General features: G+C 43.4%; 13 protein-coding genes and 1 pseudogene. 10 read left to right on the forward strand and 4 right to left on the reverse strand.

The genetic code is table 11. From position 1 onward, the window contains the following. The first annotated feature begins 142 nt into the window (after nt 1-142). From Q4546_RS10790 to deoD, 8 genes and pseudogenes are all read left to right on the forward strand, one after another. Nucleotides 143-913 (forward strand): DeoR/GlpR family DNA-binding transcription regulator, encoded by a 771-nt coding sequence (locus Q4546_RS10790; protein ID WP_303446258.1) that lies wholly within the window; start codon nt 143-145, stop codon nt 911-913. A 39-nt stretch (nt 914-952) separates the two neighbouring features. Then, nucleotides 953-2,782, forward strand: a complete 1,830-nt coding sequence (gene glmS / locus Q4546_RS10795; protein ID WP_303446259.1) for a glutamine--fructose-6-phosphate transaminase (isomerizing) — start codon at nt 953-955, stop codon at nt 2,780-2,782. A 174-nt stretch (nt 2,783-2,956) separates the two neighbouring features. Next, nucleotides 2,957-3,793, forward strand: a complete 837-nt coding sequence (locus Q4546_RS10800) for a metalloregulator ArsR/SmtB family transcription factor (RefSeq protein WP_303446260.1) — start codon at nt 2,957-2,959, stop codon at nt 3,791-3,793. Between the two features lie 61 nt (nt 3,794-3,854). Next, nucleotides 3,855-4,877, forward strand: coding sequence for an ArsJ-associated glyceraldehyde-3-phosphate dehydrogenase (locus Q4546_RS10805; protein ID WP_303446261.1), 1,023 nt, complete (start codon nt 3,855-3,857; stop codon nt 4,875-4,877). A gap of 17 nt (nt 4,878-4,894) precedes the next feature. Then, entirely contained in the window at nt 4,895-6,124 is a 1,230-nt protein-coding gene (gene arsJ / locus Q4546_RS10810) for an organoarsenical effux MFS transporter ArsJ (protein ID WP_303413223.1), read from the forward strand. Nucleotides 6,125-6,154: 30 nt separating this feature from the next. Next, nucleotides 6,155-6,354: pseudogene (locus tag Q4546_RS10815) on the forward strand (hypothetical protein); the annotation flags it as partial. A gap of 474 nt (nt 6,355-6,828) precedes the next feature. Further along, nucleotides 6,829-8,055, forward strand: coding sequence for a NupC/NupG family nucleoside CNT transporter (locus Q4546_RS10820; RefSeq protein WP_102436362.1), 1,227 nt, complete (start codon nt 6,829-6,831; stop codon nt 8,053-8,055). Between the two features lie 56 nt (nt 8,056-8,111). Further along, nucleotides 8,112-8,822, forward strand: coding sequence for a purine-nucleoside phosphorylase (gene deoD, locus Q4546_RS10825; RefSeq protein ID WP_102530671.1), 711 nt, complete (start codon nt 8,112-8,114; stop codon nt 8,820-8,822). A 174-nt stretch (nt 8,823-8,996) separates the two neighbouring features. On the opposite strand, the gene Q4546_RS10830 is transcribed toward deoD, so the two are convergent. Further along, complete coding sequence (locus tag Q4546_RS10830; RefSeq protein WP_102475883.1) at nt 8,997-9,248, reverse strand: hypothetical protein; 252 nt, start codon at nt 9,246-9,248, stop codon at nt 8,997-8,999. 545 nt (nt 9,249-9,793) lie between these two features. On the opposite strand from Q4546_RS10830, the gene Q4546_RS10835 reads away from it, so the two are divergent. Then, the gene (locus Q4546_RS10835; protein WP_102436358.1) at nt 9,794-11,572 is read left to right on the forward strand and encodes a transporter; all 1,779 of its coding nucleotides are present in this window, start codon (nt 9,794-9,796) and stop codon (nt 11,570-11,572) included. Between the two features lie 299 nt (nt 11,573-11,871). Continuing rightward, a complete protein-coding gene (locus Q4546_RS10840) occupies nt 11,872-12,306 on the forward strand; it encodes a hypothetical protein (protein ID WP_102436356.1) in 435 nt (144 codons plus the stop codon). 170 nt (nt 12,307-12,476) lie between these two features. Here the strand turns inward: Q4546_RS10840 and Q4546_RS10845 are convergent, their stop codons facing one another. From Q4546_RS10845 to Q4546_RS10855, 3 genes are all read right to left on the reverse strand, one after another. After that, on the reverse strand, nt 12,477-13,547 hold the full coding sequence (locus Q4546_RS10845) for a polysaccharide lyase family 7 protein (RefSeq protein WP_303446262.1): 1,071 nt from the start codon (nt 13,545-13,547) through the stop codon (nt 12,477-12,479). Nucleotides 13,548-13,621: 74 nt separating this feature from the next. Further along, a complete protein-coding gene (locus Q4546_RS10850; protein ID WP_102475882.1) occupies nt 13,622-14,872 on the reverse strand; it encodes an alginate lyase family protein in 1,251 nt (416 codons plus the stop codon). Between the two features lie 345 nt (nt 14,873-15,217). Continuing rightward, nucleotides 15,218-16,213, reverse strand: coding sequence for a polysaccharide lyase family 7 protein (locus Q4546_RS10855; protein WP_303446263.1), 996 nt, complete (start codon nt 16,211-16,213; stop codon nt 15,218-15,220). Nucleotides 16,214-16,274: the final 61 nt, after the last annotated feature.

The following is a 16,274-nucleotide window of genomic DNA, read 5'->3' on the forward strand; positions in this document are numbered from 1 at the left end:
TTGATTATCAATATCAAGCCCCTATATCAATGATAGGGGCTTTTTGTTGGGCTAAATTTGAAATAGCTAACTTTCAAAGGCTAGTAAAAAAGTTTCGTTTAGTTATAATATGTCTTTCGAATCGAAACTTAAGCTACTGAACATGAATAAAAGAAACACACAGCAGCGACGCCATAGCATTATTAGCCTGTTGAATAGCCAAGGTGAAGTCAGTGTTGATGAGTTATCCTTACGGTTCGAAACTTCTGAAGTCACCATTCGTAAAGACTTAGCCACTTTAGAAAAAACCGGACTGTTATTACGCCGCTATGGTGGCGCAGTTGCTATACCTGATGAAGTCACTCAGGCATTTAGCAGCAAAATAGCCCCTAATAAATTATCAATCGCCAAAGCTGCGGCTGAATTAATTAACGATCACAACTGCATTATCATTGATAGCGGCAGTACCACCTCAGGGTTAATTCAACAGCTCAATCATAAGCGCGGTTTGTTAGTGATGACGAACTCATTGCAACTGGCAAACGCCATCCATGAGTTAGAAAATGAGCCGACATTATTGATGACCGGTGGCACTTGGGATCCGCATTCAGAGTCGTTTCAAGGTCAAATAGCGGAACAAGTACTACGCTCATATAACTTTGACCAGCTATTTATTGGCGCAGATGGCATTGATTTAGCCCGTGGCACCACCACCTTTAACGAATTAACTGGCTTAAGCAAAGTGATGGCAGAGGTCTCAAGAGACGTTATCGTGATGCTTGAATCGGACAAGTTTGGCCGCAGGATCCCCAACCTCGAATTACCTTGGAGCAATATCAGTGTATTAGTCACTGATGACAAGCTACCTGCAGAGACTGTGGCCACAATTACAGAATATGGTGTGAGAGTCATTTTGGCTCCTCACAAAGAATAGTTTTTCATTTTTACTAAATTAAATAATTGGACATAAATTATGTGTGGAATCGTAGGCGCAGTAGCGCAAAGAGATGTGGCTGAAATTTTAGTAGAAGGCCTTAAGCGCCTTGAATACCGTGGTTATGACTCTGCAGGTGTTGCCATCATCAATAATGATCAACTTGGCCGTACTCGCCGCGTCGGTAAAGTACAAGAGTTATCAGATGCGTTAGCCGCAGCACCACTGGCTGGCGGCACAGGTATTGCGCACACCCGTTGGGCAACCCACGGTGAGCCAAGCGAGCGTAATGCTCATCCACATGTGTCTGAAGGCGATATTGCCGTAGTGCATAACGGTATTATTGAAAACCATAATAAACTGCGCGAAATGCTAAAAGGTTTGGGTTACAGCTTTGCATCAGATACTGATACCGAAGTGATTTGTCACCTTGTTCATCACGAGTTGAAAACACATGACACCCTAGTTGCCGCTGTGCAAACTGCTGTTAAACAACTAGAAGGTGCTTACGGAACTGTAGTTGTCGATCGCCGTGATAACTCTCGCATGGTTGTTGCCCGTAGTGGTAGCCCGTTAGTCGTGGGTTACGGTTTAGGTGAAAACTTTATCGCATCAGATCAGCTGGCTTTATTACCTGTTACCCGTTCATTTGCCTTTTTAGAAGAAGGTGATGTAGCCGAAGTGACTCGCCGTGAAGTGAATATTTTTGATGTTGATGGCAATGCAGTAGAGCGTGAAGTGAAAGAGTCAGAAGTCACCCACGATGCCGGTGATAAAGGTGAATACCGTCACTACATGCTTAAAGAAATCTACGAGCAGCCAACTGCCATCGCCCATACTTTAGAAGGCCGTATTGCTGGTGGTAAAGTATTAGATACTGCCTTTGGTGAAAACGCCGCCGAGTTTTTAAAAGACATCAAACACGTACAAATCATTGCCTGTGGTACCAGTTACCATGCGGGTATGGCGGCGCGTTACTGGTTAGAAGACTGGGCAGGCGTATCCTGTAATGTTGAAATTGCCTCTGAGTTCCGTTATCGCAAATCGCACTTATTCCCTAACAGCTTGTTGGTGACGATTTCACAATCAGGTGAAACAGCTGATACTTTAGCGGCAATGCGTCTAGCAAAAGAAATGGGCTATAAAGCCACCTTAACCATCTGTAATGCACCTGGTTCATCATTAGTGCGTGAATCTGATATGGCTTACATGATGAAAGCCGGCGTTGAAATTGGTGTGGCTTCAACTAAAGCCTTTACCGTGCAATTGGCTGGTTTATTAATGCTAACCACAGCAATTGGTCGTCACAATGGCATGAGTGAAGAAATGCAAGCCGCTATCACCCAAAGCCTACAATCTATGCCTGCGAAAGTTGAGCAAGCCCTTGGTTTAGATGATGCCATTGCTGAGCTAGCCGAAGACTTTGCCGACAAGCACCATGCACTATTTTTAGGCCGAGGTGATCAATACCCAATCGCAATGGAAGGCGCACTAAAGCTGAAAGAAATTTCATACATTCATGCAGAAGCCTATGCCTCTGGTGAACTAAAGCACGGCCCATTAGCGCTTATTGATGCTGACATGCCGGTTATTGTTGTCGCACCAAACAACGAGCTACTTGAAAAGCTTAAATCAAACGTAGAGGAAGTGCGTGCTCGTGGTGGCTTAATGTATGTGTTTGCCGATAAAGATGCCGAGTTTGAGTCTGATGACACCATGAAGGTTATCCCAGTACCACATTGTGATGAGTTTATGGCACCGCTTATCTATACCATTCCATTGCAGTTATTGTCTTATCACGTAGCCTTGATTAAAGGTACTGATGTTGACCAACCACGTAACCTCGCCAAATCGGTAACGGTTGAATAAATCGAGAGTTAATTACTAGCATTTTAAAAGCCTCAACATGCAGATGTTGGGGCTTTTTTGTTTATGGGAGTTTGAATATTAGCTGAAACTTATCATTCTAAGCTCAAAATAAAACTAGAATATATGGTATTTCGTATATACAATCTTTTATATAAGTTTTGAATGGGTATAAATATGAGTATTAACAAACAACGAGTGTTATTTCTGTGTACGGGAAATTCAGCTCGTTCGCAAATGGCTGAAGTGTTGTTAAAGCATCGGGCGGGGGATCGCTTTGAGGTTTATAGTGCGGGTACTCAGCCTGAAGCGGTGGATCCTCGTGCTATTGATGCCTTGCACCGTTTTGGTATTGATACGGCTAATATGACTCAGCTTGTTTCAAATCCTATTAGCGACTTTAAAGCGCAGCAGTTTGATTATGTCATCACCCTTTGTGATCGTGCCACTGATGAGTGCCGCAGTTATGAAGGTGCGGGTAAACAACTGGCATGGGATTTTCCCGATCCAAAATCGCGTCAAGGTTATCATCCATTTTTAACCACCTTAAATGAACTCAATAATCGCTTGTCGATGTTTCTTTTGGTCGAAGCTATTACCCCAGAAGCTATTACCCCAGAAACGATTACCTCAGAATCAGCCACCAGCAATGAGGGCATAACTAGCCTTGAACCCAGCGTTTTTTATAAATGCCTGACAGATGATATTCGCTTAAAAACCCTAATGCTGACCCATTACCACGGCGAGCTGTGTGTTTGCGAGTTAATGCAAGCGCTGGCAGAAGATAGCCAGCCTAAGGTGTCGCGTAATCTGGCGGTGCTTAAAAAAGCCAACATTATCAGCGATAGGAAACACGGCCAGTGGGTGTTCTACCGCATTAATCCAGACTTACCCATGTGGGCTAAGTGTGTTATTGCCCAAACTACTGAAAATAATATTCCATTGATTTCAGAAGACTTACAAAGATTGGCATTGATGCAATGTCGTCCGAATAAGGCCAGTTTTTGTAAGTAATGTTCACCTATTTCAAAATAACCTTAAAAGTAATTGATTAGTAATAGCAGAGGATTTTCACATGACGATTAAAATCGGAATTAACGGCTTTGGCCGTATGGGACGTTTAACAATGCGCGCCGCATTTGATTGGGATGACATTGAAATTGTGCATATCAATGATCCCGCGGGCGATGCCGCAACACTAGCGCACCTGATGACCTTTGATTCAGTTCATGGCCGTTGGCATCATGAAGCGACACACACTTCTGAAAATGGCGTTGAGTCTATGATGGTTAATGGCAAAGCTATTCCTTGTACGCAAAATATCGCCACCCAAGATACTGACTGGTCACAGTGTGATGTAGTGGTTGAGGCGTCGGGTAAAATTAAAACCAAAGCATTGCTGCAAGCTTATTTAGATCAAGGCGTAAAACGTGTCGTTGTTACTGCGCCGGTTAAAGAAGATGGCGTGCTGAATATCGTGATGGGTGTTAACGAAGGCTTATATGATAAAGCGCTTCACCCTATTGTGACCGCAGCCTCTTGTACCACTAACTGTTTAGCCCCTGTGGTAAAAGTTATTCATGAAAAAATTGGTATTAAGCATGGCTCGATGACCACTATTCATGACATTACTAACACCCAAACCATTATTGATGCACCGCATCAAGATTTACGTCGCGCCCGTGCGTGTGGCACTAGCTTAATTCCTACCACCACAGGTTCAGCAACGGCAATTACCCATATTTTCCCTGAGCTAAAAGGCAAGCTTAATGGTCACGCGATTCGAGTGCCATTAACCAATGCCTCTTTAACCGATTGCGTATTTGAAGTTGAGCGTAAAACCGATATTGCTGAGATTAACCAAGTACTAAAACAGGCTGCAGAAAACGAGCTTAAAGATATTTTAGGTTATGAGGAGCGTCCGCTGGTTTCAATCGATTATAAAACCGACCCGCGCTCAAGCATTATTGATGCCTTATCCACTATGGTGGTCAATGACACTCAAGTAAAACTGTATGTGTGGTATGACAATGAGTGGGGCTATGCAAATCGCACTGCGGAATTGGTACGAATGGTTGGTTTGGCTGACAAAAACTAGATATAGGTTATGAGTTAATGGGGCTTTTATCATTAAGCAATTTATCACCACAGATTAAGCAGTACTTGGTGATAACCGGTAATTATTGGGCGTTTACCTTAACCGATGGTGCACTGCGGATGCTGGTGGTGCTGTATTTTCACCACTTAGGTTATAGCCCGCTCAATATTGCCATGCTGTTTTTGTTTTATGAAATCTTTGGGGTGGTCACTAACTTAGTGGGCGGTTGGCTTGGGGCGCGTTTGGGGCTGAATAAAACCATGAATATTGGTTTGGGGCTGCAAATTATCGCCTTAGCCATGTTAGCGGTGCCGGCTGACATGCTTAGTATTGGCTATGTTATGTTGGCGCAGGCACTGTCAGGTATTGCTAAAGATTTAAATAAAATGAGTGCTAAAAGCGCCATTAAACTCTTGGTGCCAGCAGGGGCTGAGGGCAAGTTATATCAGTGGGTCGCTATTCTTACCGGTTCTAAAAATGCCTTAAAAGGGGTGGGTTTCTTCTTAGGCGGCTTATTACTGACATTACTTGAGTTCAGAGGGGCGATTATCTTAATGGCGTCACTGTTGGCGCTGGTATGGCTATTTAGCTTAGTTACGCTTAAGCAGGATCTAGGTAAAGCCAAGAGTAAGCCTAAGTTTAAAGAGGTGTTTTCAAAAAGTCGTTCAATCAACATATTGTCTGCAGCGCGAATGTTTTTATTCGGCGCTCGTGATGTGTGGTTTGTGGTGGCCTTGCCAGTGTTTTTGGCGGTGACCTTTAATTGGGATCACTGGTGGGTGGGCGGCTTTATGGCAAGTTGGGTTATTGGTTACGGCATTGTGCAATCCTTCGCACCTTACATTACTGGTAAAAAGCATGGCCAAGTGCCTAGCGGCCGTGCAGCGGTATTGTGGGCCAGCTATTTATGCGTCATTCCTGCGGCTATCGCACTGGCGTTACAGATGGATTTTTATGTTCAAAGCAGCATTATCATTGGCTTACTGATATTTGGCGCTGTGTTTGCGGTGAACTCATCATTGCATAGCTATTTAATCGTGAGCTATGCCGACAGTGATGAAGTGTCCCTTGATGTGGGCTTTTACTATATGGCTAATGCCATGGGGCGATTAATCGGTACGGTATTATCTGGGCTAGTGTTTCAGTTTTATGGTCTAGAAGCCTGCTTGTGGATCTCGGCGGCTTTTGTTGCTATTGCAGCAGGGCTATCGACCAAGTTACCTGTGACCAAACTGAGCACGCACTAATTTACGCACTAATTAATAGTCACAATTATTGCCGACAGTGATGAAGTGTCCCTTGATGTGGGCTTTTACTATATGGCTAACGCCATGGGGCGATTAATCGGTACGGTATTATCTGGGCAGTGTTTCAGTTTTATGGTCTAGAAGCCTGCTTGTGGATCTCAGCGGCCTTTGTTGCTATTGCAGCAGGGCTATCGACCAAGTTACCTGTGACCAAACTGAATACGAACTGATTTATCGTTACAGTTACCGCAGTGCTATTTAATGGTCATTCTAAATAAAAAGCCCGTTTAACGGGCTTTTTCATCTTCATCTATCTTATTTGAATCATTGTTCTTGTTTGAGTACTTCGAAAGTGAAGCATTTTGGGGCTAATTTTTAACGTTTTTTAGTGTTGTAAAATTACTTAATTGTAATAATTTGATCGGATAAAGTGACATTTTATTCTGTTTGAAATCACGCCGCTACTGATTCAGTTGGTCACCCTTGTGAGGATGATGTTGGTGATGTTTTTAAGTTGTAATTTGATTGCTGCCTGTCTGCTCCTTATGAAAGCGCTATTTAGGCTTTGTGTTGTTGTTTATAAGGCGTTATCAGGCTTTTAATCGTCTAATAAAAATAATCATCCCGACTGGTATCTATTGCTTGAGTCCGTGCCATTGCTCGCTAAACTGCTCGTATCGTAGAGTTTAGTGAGTTAAAAATGTATGGATGTTTTCATCAGTTTACTAGGCATGTGTGCCTTGATTGGTTTAGCTGTTTTACTGTCAGAACGAAGAAAGGCTATTAACCTAAGAACGGTTATCGGTGCGTTAGCATTCCAAGTCGCCTTTGGTGCATTTGTAATGTACGTGCCAATGGGTCAAACCATATTGGATAGCGCTTCTAATGGCGTGATGCACGTTATTAGCTACGGCAATGAAGGCTTAAGCTTCGTGTTTGGTGACTTAGCCAAATTCAGTGTTGGATTCATCTTCTTAATTAACGTGTTATTTATTGTGGTATTTATTAGCTCGCTCATCGCCGTGCTGTATTACCTTGGCATCATGCAGCTGTTTATTGGCATTATTGGCGGCGCATTATCAAAAATACTTGGCACTAGCCGCGCTGAGTCCTTATCGGCAACCGCCAATATTTTTGTGGGACCGATTGAAGCCCCTTCAATGGTGCGTCCTTTTGTAAAACACATGACCCGCTCAGAGCTATTTGCAGTGATGACTGGCGGTTTAGCCTCTGTTGCTGGTGGCACCATGATTGGTTATATCCAAATGGGTGTTGATATTAAGTACGTGCTGACCGCTGCCTTTATGACTGCACCAGCAGGACTGTTGTTTGCCAAAATTATGTGGCCAGAAACTGAAACGCCTCGCAATGACATTGGTAAGGTCATGGATGAGCAAGAAGACAAACCGAGCAATGTACTTGATGCTGCCGCCAATGGCGCAGCGATGGGCATACAGCAGGTGATGATGGTTGCTGCGCTACTGATTGCATTTGTGGGATTGATTGCAATGGTTAACGGTCTTATCGGTGGCGTAGGTAGTTGGTTTGGTATTGCAGATCTAACGCTACAAGCCATCTTAGGTTACTTATTAGCGCCACTTGCATGGTTAATGGGTGTGCCTTGGTCTGAAGCGACCCAAGCGGCTTCATTTATCGGCCAAAAAATGGTGATTAATGAGTTTGTTGCCTATCTCGACTTCTTAAAAGTGGCTTCAGAGCTGTCGCCAAAAACCCAAATTATTATCAGTTTTGCCCTTTGTGGCTTCGCTAACATTGGCTCACTCGCCATGGTGATTGGCGGTTTAGCGGCATTGTGCCCAGAGCGTCGTCATGACCTAGGTGAAATTGGCATGAAAGCCTTAATTGCCGCTGCACTAGCAAACTTAATGAGCGGTACTATTGCCGGTTTATTATTTAGCTTAGCCGGCTAATAACCTTAATTTTTTACGCCTGCTTATCAGTAGCAGGCTTTTTATTGGAGTAACACATGACCCCACATATTAATGCCCCAGAAGGTGCTTTTGCTAAGACAGTTTTAATGCCTGGCGACCCTCTACGTGCTAAATATATTGCTGAAAACTTCCTTGATAACCCTAAGCTAGTGACTGATGTTCGTAACATGCTGGGTTATACCGGTGAGTTTCAAGGTAAGCCGATTTCAGTGATGGGTTCTGGTATGGGCATTCCGTCAATCTCTATCTATGCTAAAGAGTTGATCACCGAATACGGCGTTGAGAACATTATCCGTATCGGTTCTTGTGGCGCTGTGAGCGATAAAATTAAATTGATGGATGTGGTTATGGCAATGGGTGCAAGCACAGACTCAGCGGTTAACCGTTCGCGCTTTGCTAATACCGATTTTGCTATGATTGCTGACTTTAACATGTTGCGTTTAGCGGCTGATGCAGCTGATAAACAAGGTGCAAGTTACCATGTCGGTAACCTATATTCTTCTGACTTATTTTATAGTGCAGATGAAGAACGTTACGACCTAATGGAAAAGTACGGCATCTTAGGCGTTGAAATGGAAGCGGCTGGGCTTTACGGCGTCGCTGCGGAATACGGCGCTAATGCATTAGCAATGATGACAGTGACCGATCATTTAAGACAAGGTTTACACTTGAGCGCTGAAGAGCGTCAACAGACCTTGAATGACATGATCAAGCTGACATTAGAAGCGGTAAGCCATTTAGACTAATGATGATAAGTGCTTACCTGGATGTAAACGCTAGGTGAGACTGCTTGTTAGTATGAAACCGTTATGCCACCCAATACCTTATGGTAATGGGCGGCATTTTTTATGGGCTTTATCAGCAGCGGGTCGATTAGCTTGTTAAGCGATGACTTGAATAACGCAGCGACTTAATAGACTTTATTTCATGGTTACCTTGCCGCCAATCATCTTAAAGGCAGGGGTACCACGAACCAAGGTGTCTCTAGCAAAAGTGCTTTCACATTGCGGACATATACATGGGCTGGTGGTGTAATCATTTACAATGCGCTCTTTAAAGCATTTTACTAATGCGCCTTTACCCCCTTTGCGGTACTTAAAAAGTTGGGTTTTACATTTGCCACAGAAGATATCGACAGTGCGACTAGGGCCTTTAGGGTTGGGTTTTGCCATTAAAGTCTCATTCAGTAAGGTTAGCGACATCTTTTAAGCTGCTAATTGAGAAAGTGTGCAACGCACTTAGGTGCTATTTTAATGCTTGTTGCTGTCACTTATTATGAGTGCAGTGCTGTCAAACTTTTTGAATATTAATTAAGTGTATTTTACACACATAATAGCTTTTTGAGGTGGTTTGAAAGTGACTTTGTTTAATCTTCGTGAGTGAAATCTCTCTCTAAATAGTTAATAAATACTACAATTGGGCGGTTGTGGTGAAAGAGTAACTACTCTTAACTGTCATAATGTAATAATTATTTGTGTTTTTTCTTTAAGATAAAATGTGTGAACTCACTCACTTAAACTTGATATACTCCTGTTTTTTATCGTTTTATTTTCTTTTTGGTTTTTGTTGAAAATGAATCTAAATCATAAAATGCGACTGCAAATAAAATAGCCGAATAACTATTATGTGTTTGATCACACATTTGCTATATTGTAGTACAATTAAATGGGGCTTTTAGATTATAGTCAACTCAAGCGTATTAGATTAAGGTTGAACAATGGAACTTAACACGATTGTTGTCGGAATATATTTCTTATTCCTGATTGGTATTGGTTGGATGTTTAGAACGTTCACTAACAATACAAGTGATTACTTCCGTGGCGGCGGAAACATGCTGTGGTGGATGGTTGGTGCATCGGCGTTTATGACGCAGTTTAGTGCTTGGACCTTTACCGGTGCTGCAGGTAAAGCGTACACCGACGGTTTTGCCGTCGCAATATTGTTCTTAGCCAATGCCTTTGGCTACCTGATGAACTACCTCTACTTCGCTCCTAAATTCCGCCAACTTCGCGTTGTTACCGTAATTGAAGCCATTAGAATGCGCTTCGGTAAAGTTAACGAGCAAGTGTTTACTTGGACTGGCATGCCAAACAGCGTTATTACCGCGGGTATTTGGTTAAATGGTTTGGCTATTATTGCCTCTGGCATCTTTGGCTTTGACATGACCACCACCATTATCCTAACGGGTCTTGTGGTATTAGTGATGTCAGTGACTGGTGGTTCTTGGGCGGTTATCGCCTCAGACTTCTTGCAAATGCTGGTGATTATGGCCGTAACCGTTACTTGTGCGGTAGTGGCAATTATTCAAGGTGGTGGCGTAAATAACATCATTGAAAACTTCCCAACTGAGTCATTCATTGTTGGTAACGACATGAACTACTTGAGCATCTTTGCTATGTGGGGTGTGTTTATCTTCTTAAAGCAGTTCAGTATTACCAATAACATGCTGAACTCATACCGTTACCTTGCTGCAAAAGACTCTAAAAATGCCCGTAAAGCAGCATTGTTAGCGTGTATTTTAATGACCATGGGCCCATTAATTTGGTTCATGCCAAGCTGGTTTATAGCTGGTGAAGGGGTTAACTTGGCACTGGCTTACCCAGATGCAGCTGGCAAAGCCTCTGATTTTGCTTACCTTTACTTTGTAGAAACTTACATGCCTGCAGGTATGGTTGGGTTATTGATTGCGGCCATGTTTGCAGCAACCATGTCTTCTATGGATTCTGGTCTGAATAAGAACTCAGGTATTTTTGTTAAAAACTTCTATGAGCCGATTGTTCGCCCAACAGCGAACGAGAAAGAGCTAGTGGTGGTTTCTAAGCTAACCTCTACTTTCTTTGGTGTTGCGATTATCTTGGTGGCATTGTTTATCAACTCGCTCAAAGGGTTAAGCTTATTCGATACCATGATGTACGTGGGCGCCTTGATTGGTTTCCCGATGACTATCCCTGCTTTCTGTGGCTTCTTTATTAAGAAAACGCCGGACTGGGCTGGTTGGGGTACCTTAGTTGTCGGTGGTTTTGTTTCATTCTTTGTGGGCTTTATTATTACCCCAGAAATGATAGAAACTGCGTTTAACTTAGACAATCAGTTAACCTCTCGTGAGTGGTCAGAGCTTGTGGTTGCCATTGGTTTAGTGGGTCACTTAGTGTTTACTGCTGGCTTCTTCGTGGCATCAACATTGTTCTACAAGCCATTAACTGCAGAGCGTCAAAAAGATGTAGATAAATTCTTCGAGAACCTTGATACACCGTTGATTTCAGAAGGTGAAGAGCAGCAGAAATTAGATAACAAGCAACGTAAAATGCTCGGTTCACTGATTTCGGTGGCAGGTATTGGGATCATGTCGATGTTCTTCATTCCTAACGAAATGACCGGACGCTTTATCTTTATCTTGTGTGGCGGCATTGTACTTACCGTGGGTCTAGTGTTGATTAAAGCGGTAGACGACAAGATTGAAGATGCAGCCCTTGAGGCAGAAGCAAGCAATAGCTAAGCTTTAAATATGGTTAGATTGAACCGTTAACTCAGTTCCCTACAAAATGTTGACCATGAAAACCACCTAGTTATCTAGGTGGTTTTTTTTTGGCTATTTGCCAATGGGAAATTGAGTTTTTCAAACTTGGTTTGCTGATTTAAAAAGATTAACGTTGTAATTAGAAGTGAGTGTTGGCCATTAAGCCTACTCGTTATTTCGATTTCGATTTTGATTTGCTAGAGTACTTATTAATCAATAGCTTTGCTGAATGTACAGTCATTGGCTGGCTATAAACGTTATGTTCTAAAGGGATTTAGATGCAAAGAAATAATTTACTTATTGTTGCTGCGTACTTAAGCTTTTTCGCTGCGTTATTACACATCGGCTGTATTTTCGGCGGGCCGGATTGGTACCGTTTTTTCGGTGCTGGAGAGGGGATGGCGCAGATGGCTGCAGCTGGTGACTCATACCCAACGATAGTCACGCTTATCATCGCTGCTATTCTAGCGGGCTGGGGCTTTTACGCCCTATCTGGCGCAGGGGTTATCTTCAAGCTTCCTCTATTAAAAACCTGCTTAGTCTTAATCTCCGCAGTGTATTTAGTGCGCGGTATTGCAGGGTTAATTGTACCGTTTTTCACATCCGATCCCCTGGTGCACCAAAACTCGCTAACATTTTGGGTTGTCAGTTCTGTCATTTGTTGTATTTTCGGTGCTTATTACCTGCTGGGCACAATAAGGTTATGGCGATAGGTTTTTAGTTATCAAACTTCGTTTGCAGTTTAAAAAATCAAGATCTCAAGCTCGAAATTAACGATAAATGCTAGCTAATGAGTGTTATTTTTAGCCAAAAAAAGCCAGCTTGTCGCTGGCTTTTTTTGGCTTGTAGCTGGCTTAGTTACTGACTTAAATGACCCACAACACTACTGTTTCAAGTTCAGCTTATAAAAACTCACTTGGGTGTAATCTCCTGCGGCGACGCCGTTGTTAGTGCATCCCGTGCCCCAAACTGGGTGCGCAGTACCTTGATTACATTGGTTATAAGCACCGGCTTTAAAGTACATGTTGTCGCTGCCATAACCTTGGTCAATGGGGTGACCTGGGTAAGGCTGACTTAAATCGGTTTTAAATACCTTGGTTTGGGCGGCATCGGTACCAGGATTTTTGACAAAGGTTAGCGTCATCAAGCTGCCGACAACATTGACGTCATAGCTAAATAGCTCCCCTAGCTTGATGCCATCAACAGGGTCGTCACTTTGCTTGGTTAACGTATCGCTGCCCCAAATTGGAATAGGGATATCGTAGCGTTGGTCTATATCTGCTGGGTAAACTTCATAGTTCCAAAACAGTGAACCATATTCATGGTTTGGCATTTTGCGGTAGTAAATTTTAAGTGGTTCAACTTTACTTGATCCATGAATTTGGCCAACCACCACCGAGTGGGATGGGAATTTACTGTCATCGCCACTAACACTAACCCAATCAACCGCAACGGTGGCACTTAACTGGCCGCCGATAGCGCCATAAGCTTGCTTGTTAGGGTGAGTATCAATGACAAAGTTATTGCTTGGGTGCTTGGGGTTGACCTTGGTCCCTTCACCATTGAGCATGATCCGCAGTTCAGAGCGGGCATTGGCGCTGTTTTTAGTAGTGGGTGCTGTGTTAGGTGATGCCATTACCATGGCGCCAGTTTCAGGGTGGCTGTAAAACCAAAAGTGGTTAGTGTACGGGCGCACGCTATCGTTAAGTTCATCCACTTCAATTTCCATTACTTGACCTTGGCGCGCAGGGCGATGATCAGGAATAGGCAGATTGATTTTCATTTGCGATAAATCAAAATTTTGCGCAGGTGCCAGCGTCGGGCTTAATGCTCGGCTGAGTTTGGCTTTGTAGGCTTGCTGCTGAGTGGCTAAGTCTGTGGCGGCATAGGCGCTTGAACAAAGCCCTATTGTCATCGCTGTAGCAATGGTAGTTTTTATTAAACGGTGTGGCATCTTGCCTCCTGTTTGACACTATAAATAACACACCCAGTAGCGTTTGCGACTGGGTGTTAGGATTTTATTAATGATTATTGCTTGTGATAAAGCAGCTCAATGTCACGCTGCTCCCACACTTCGGCTAAGTTCTTTTTAACGCTGAACTGGCTAAAGTCGGTGTCTTTGGCAAGCTTTATCCACTCAGGTTTATTCAGTGACTCACCGGCTTTTAAGTAGATGCTAGTCATGCGCTCAACGCGGCGACGGTCATCTTTTTGTGAGTAAGGCCATTTCACTGCGGGATCATGGTAGTTGGCCATTAACTGGATACCTTGAGCCATCGAGCCGCCTTTGTCGTTTTCATAGTTCCACAAATCAACCCCGACTTTTTCACCGAGTTCAGCAATGCCCACTAATGGCACAATACTGAAATAGTGATAATGGTAGGCACGAGTACGCTCAATCTCATGGGGTTGTGAGCCGTCAGCTTCAAACTGGGTATCAACCCGCATTTTTCCTTTTTGCACCATCTGTTTAGTCAGGTGATCATTACCAATAAAGTAAGCGATGCTGGCCACTTGGAAGTCATACCAAGTGCCATGGTTATTAGCCGCTGCCGCCTCACCTTTAGGGCCGCCAGACAGATCATCAACAATTAGCCAATCTAAGTACTCGCTGTACCACTGCTTAATTTGCTGCTCATCTTGTTCAGTCCAATGCTTTGATTGCGACAAAATAGCAATGGCATCTAGCATTCTGTCGGCAAGGGTGCGGGTATCAATAATACCGCCTCGACGTCCTTCTGCTCTGCCGGGAACCCCTTGACCGTAGTTGACGTTAGGGTTCATTTTAGTGGCTTCATTCAAGAACCATGTACGCACAAATTCGATGCCTTTTTTGGCATAGGCTTCATCTTGGCTAAAGTAATACGCTAAGGCGACCGCGCGGGTTGAGCGGGTAAAGTTACCAATGCGTCTAGAGTCAGTTTCTGTGGTTTTTGAGGCTGGGTTGGTTTTGCCATCGTGGCGGATCCACGGCAAACCATCAGCTTTGGTTTCATCTGGCCACCAATAAGGGCTGATACTCATGTAATCATGTTTGTCGCCACTTGGTGGAGTCATGCCTTTTTCAGCCACACTAAAAGGCGCTTGTTTCATGGCGATGTCGGCCTCTTCAAGCAAGCGTTCATAAGCTTGCTTCATTGAGGCGCTAGCATCTTTGCTTTGAAGGATGGTGCGATTTTGCTGCAAAACATCTTCATTTAAGAACACAAAATCGGCGGCTTGTACTTGGTGACTGAGTGCTAATGCACTTATAAGTAGTGCAATTGGGCGTAGGGTCATTTGGGTCACAATATCATCCTTCATAGAATTTGTTATAAAGATTAAATAATACAAATAGGGTAGTTGTCTAGCGGTTTCGATGCTGTGATCCAGATCTTATTGTATTGTGTTAATGGCAAACTATTGCGCCATTTGCTACTAGCTTAGGTTTATTTGGTTTTTAATTAATGGTTTGAGTGTAATCTTATATGGCGTCAGCCACTGCTTATATAAGGTTTATAGTAAATAGTGCTGCTAACCCTTATTGTAAATTTGTCATACATTAATGCGGCGTTTGGGCTGAATGGAATTAACGCTTATAAGTTAATGGCAGCCTTATATTACGGCTGCCATTTACGTTTAACACTACTGGTGCTGGATTGTGATCTTGTCAAATGACACTTCAAAAATCTGATTTTGGTAGTCTTCGTCAGGTTGGATTTGCGGATAAATTCCAGCTTTGAAGTAGTAAGTCTCCTCTAACCAAGCTTCTGTTAAGCTGTAATACTTACCGTCTTTTGCCAGTACAGGCTCGCCCCAAGCTAGGGTTCTTGCTGTGGTGGTATTATTGATCTCAGTGGTGATTGTTAATCCTTGCTGGTTGGCCACAATGTCATAGTGCCACTGAGTACCGGCATCCACTGTGCCTAGTTCAACACTGAACGACTGGCAGCTATCACAGCTGTCGTTATTAGGGGCAAAGCTATCGTTCAAAATGGCGCGGATTGGTTTGTTTGGTCCATCCCATTGCAGTTTAACCAGTGCTTGTTTTATTTGATAAGCGTGGATTTGGCCGACAATCACTTTAGGATCTTGGCCATTTATCTGTGGGTATTGCTCTATGCGCAGGCTGCTTGATAGTTGATGTTGTTGATTTATAGCCCAGTTTTGATTGCTGCTACTGCAAGGGTCTTGGGTTTGATAGTGATATAGCTCTCTTAATTCTGAACGTACATAAGATGAATTGATGGTAGTCGCGCCACTATCACCTAAGTTGACCTGAAAATACATGCGCTCATCACTGTCATCAACCCAGAAGTAGGGTTCGTTGGTGTCGTTTGATAGTCGAGTTTTACCGCTACAATCAGCTGGAATTAGCTCTGCGGCAGAGTCGCCACCCGTGCCGTAGTAATCATCTTTACTCACAGGTAGGGTGAGTTTCCATTGATCTATGTTCCAGCTGCAACTTTCACATTCTTCGGGCGGAACCGTTTCTTCGGGCGGAACCGTTTCTTCGGGCGGAACCGTTTCTTCAGGCGGAACCGTTTCTTCAGGCGGAACCGTTTCTGAACTGCCACCTCCGCAAGCAATTAGCATAAAAATAACACTGGTTAAAAGCGGCACTGATGTCTTTTTAGTCATTTTTTATCCAAATCCCCTCTAATTAATAAATAATACAATAGATCCAGTGCTTTTTGATTGC

The organism is Shewanella sp. 4_MG-2023 (assembly GCF_030548015.1).
In the GTDB taxonomy this organism is placed as follows: domain Bacteria; phylum Pseudomonadota; class Gammaproteobacteria; order Enterobacterales; family Shewanellaceae; genus Shewanella.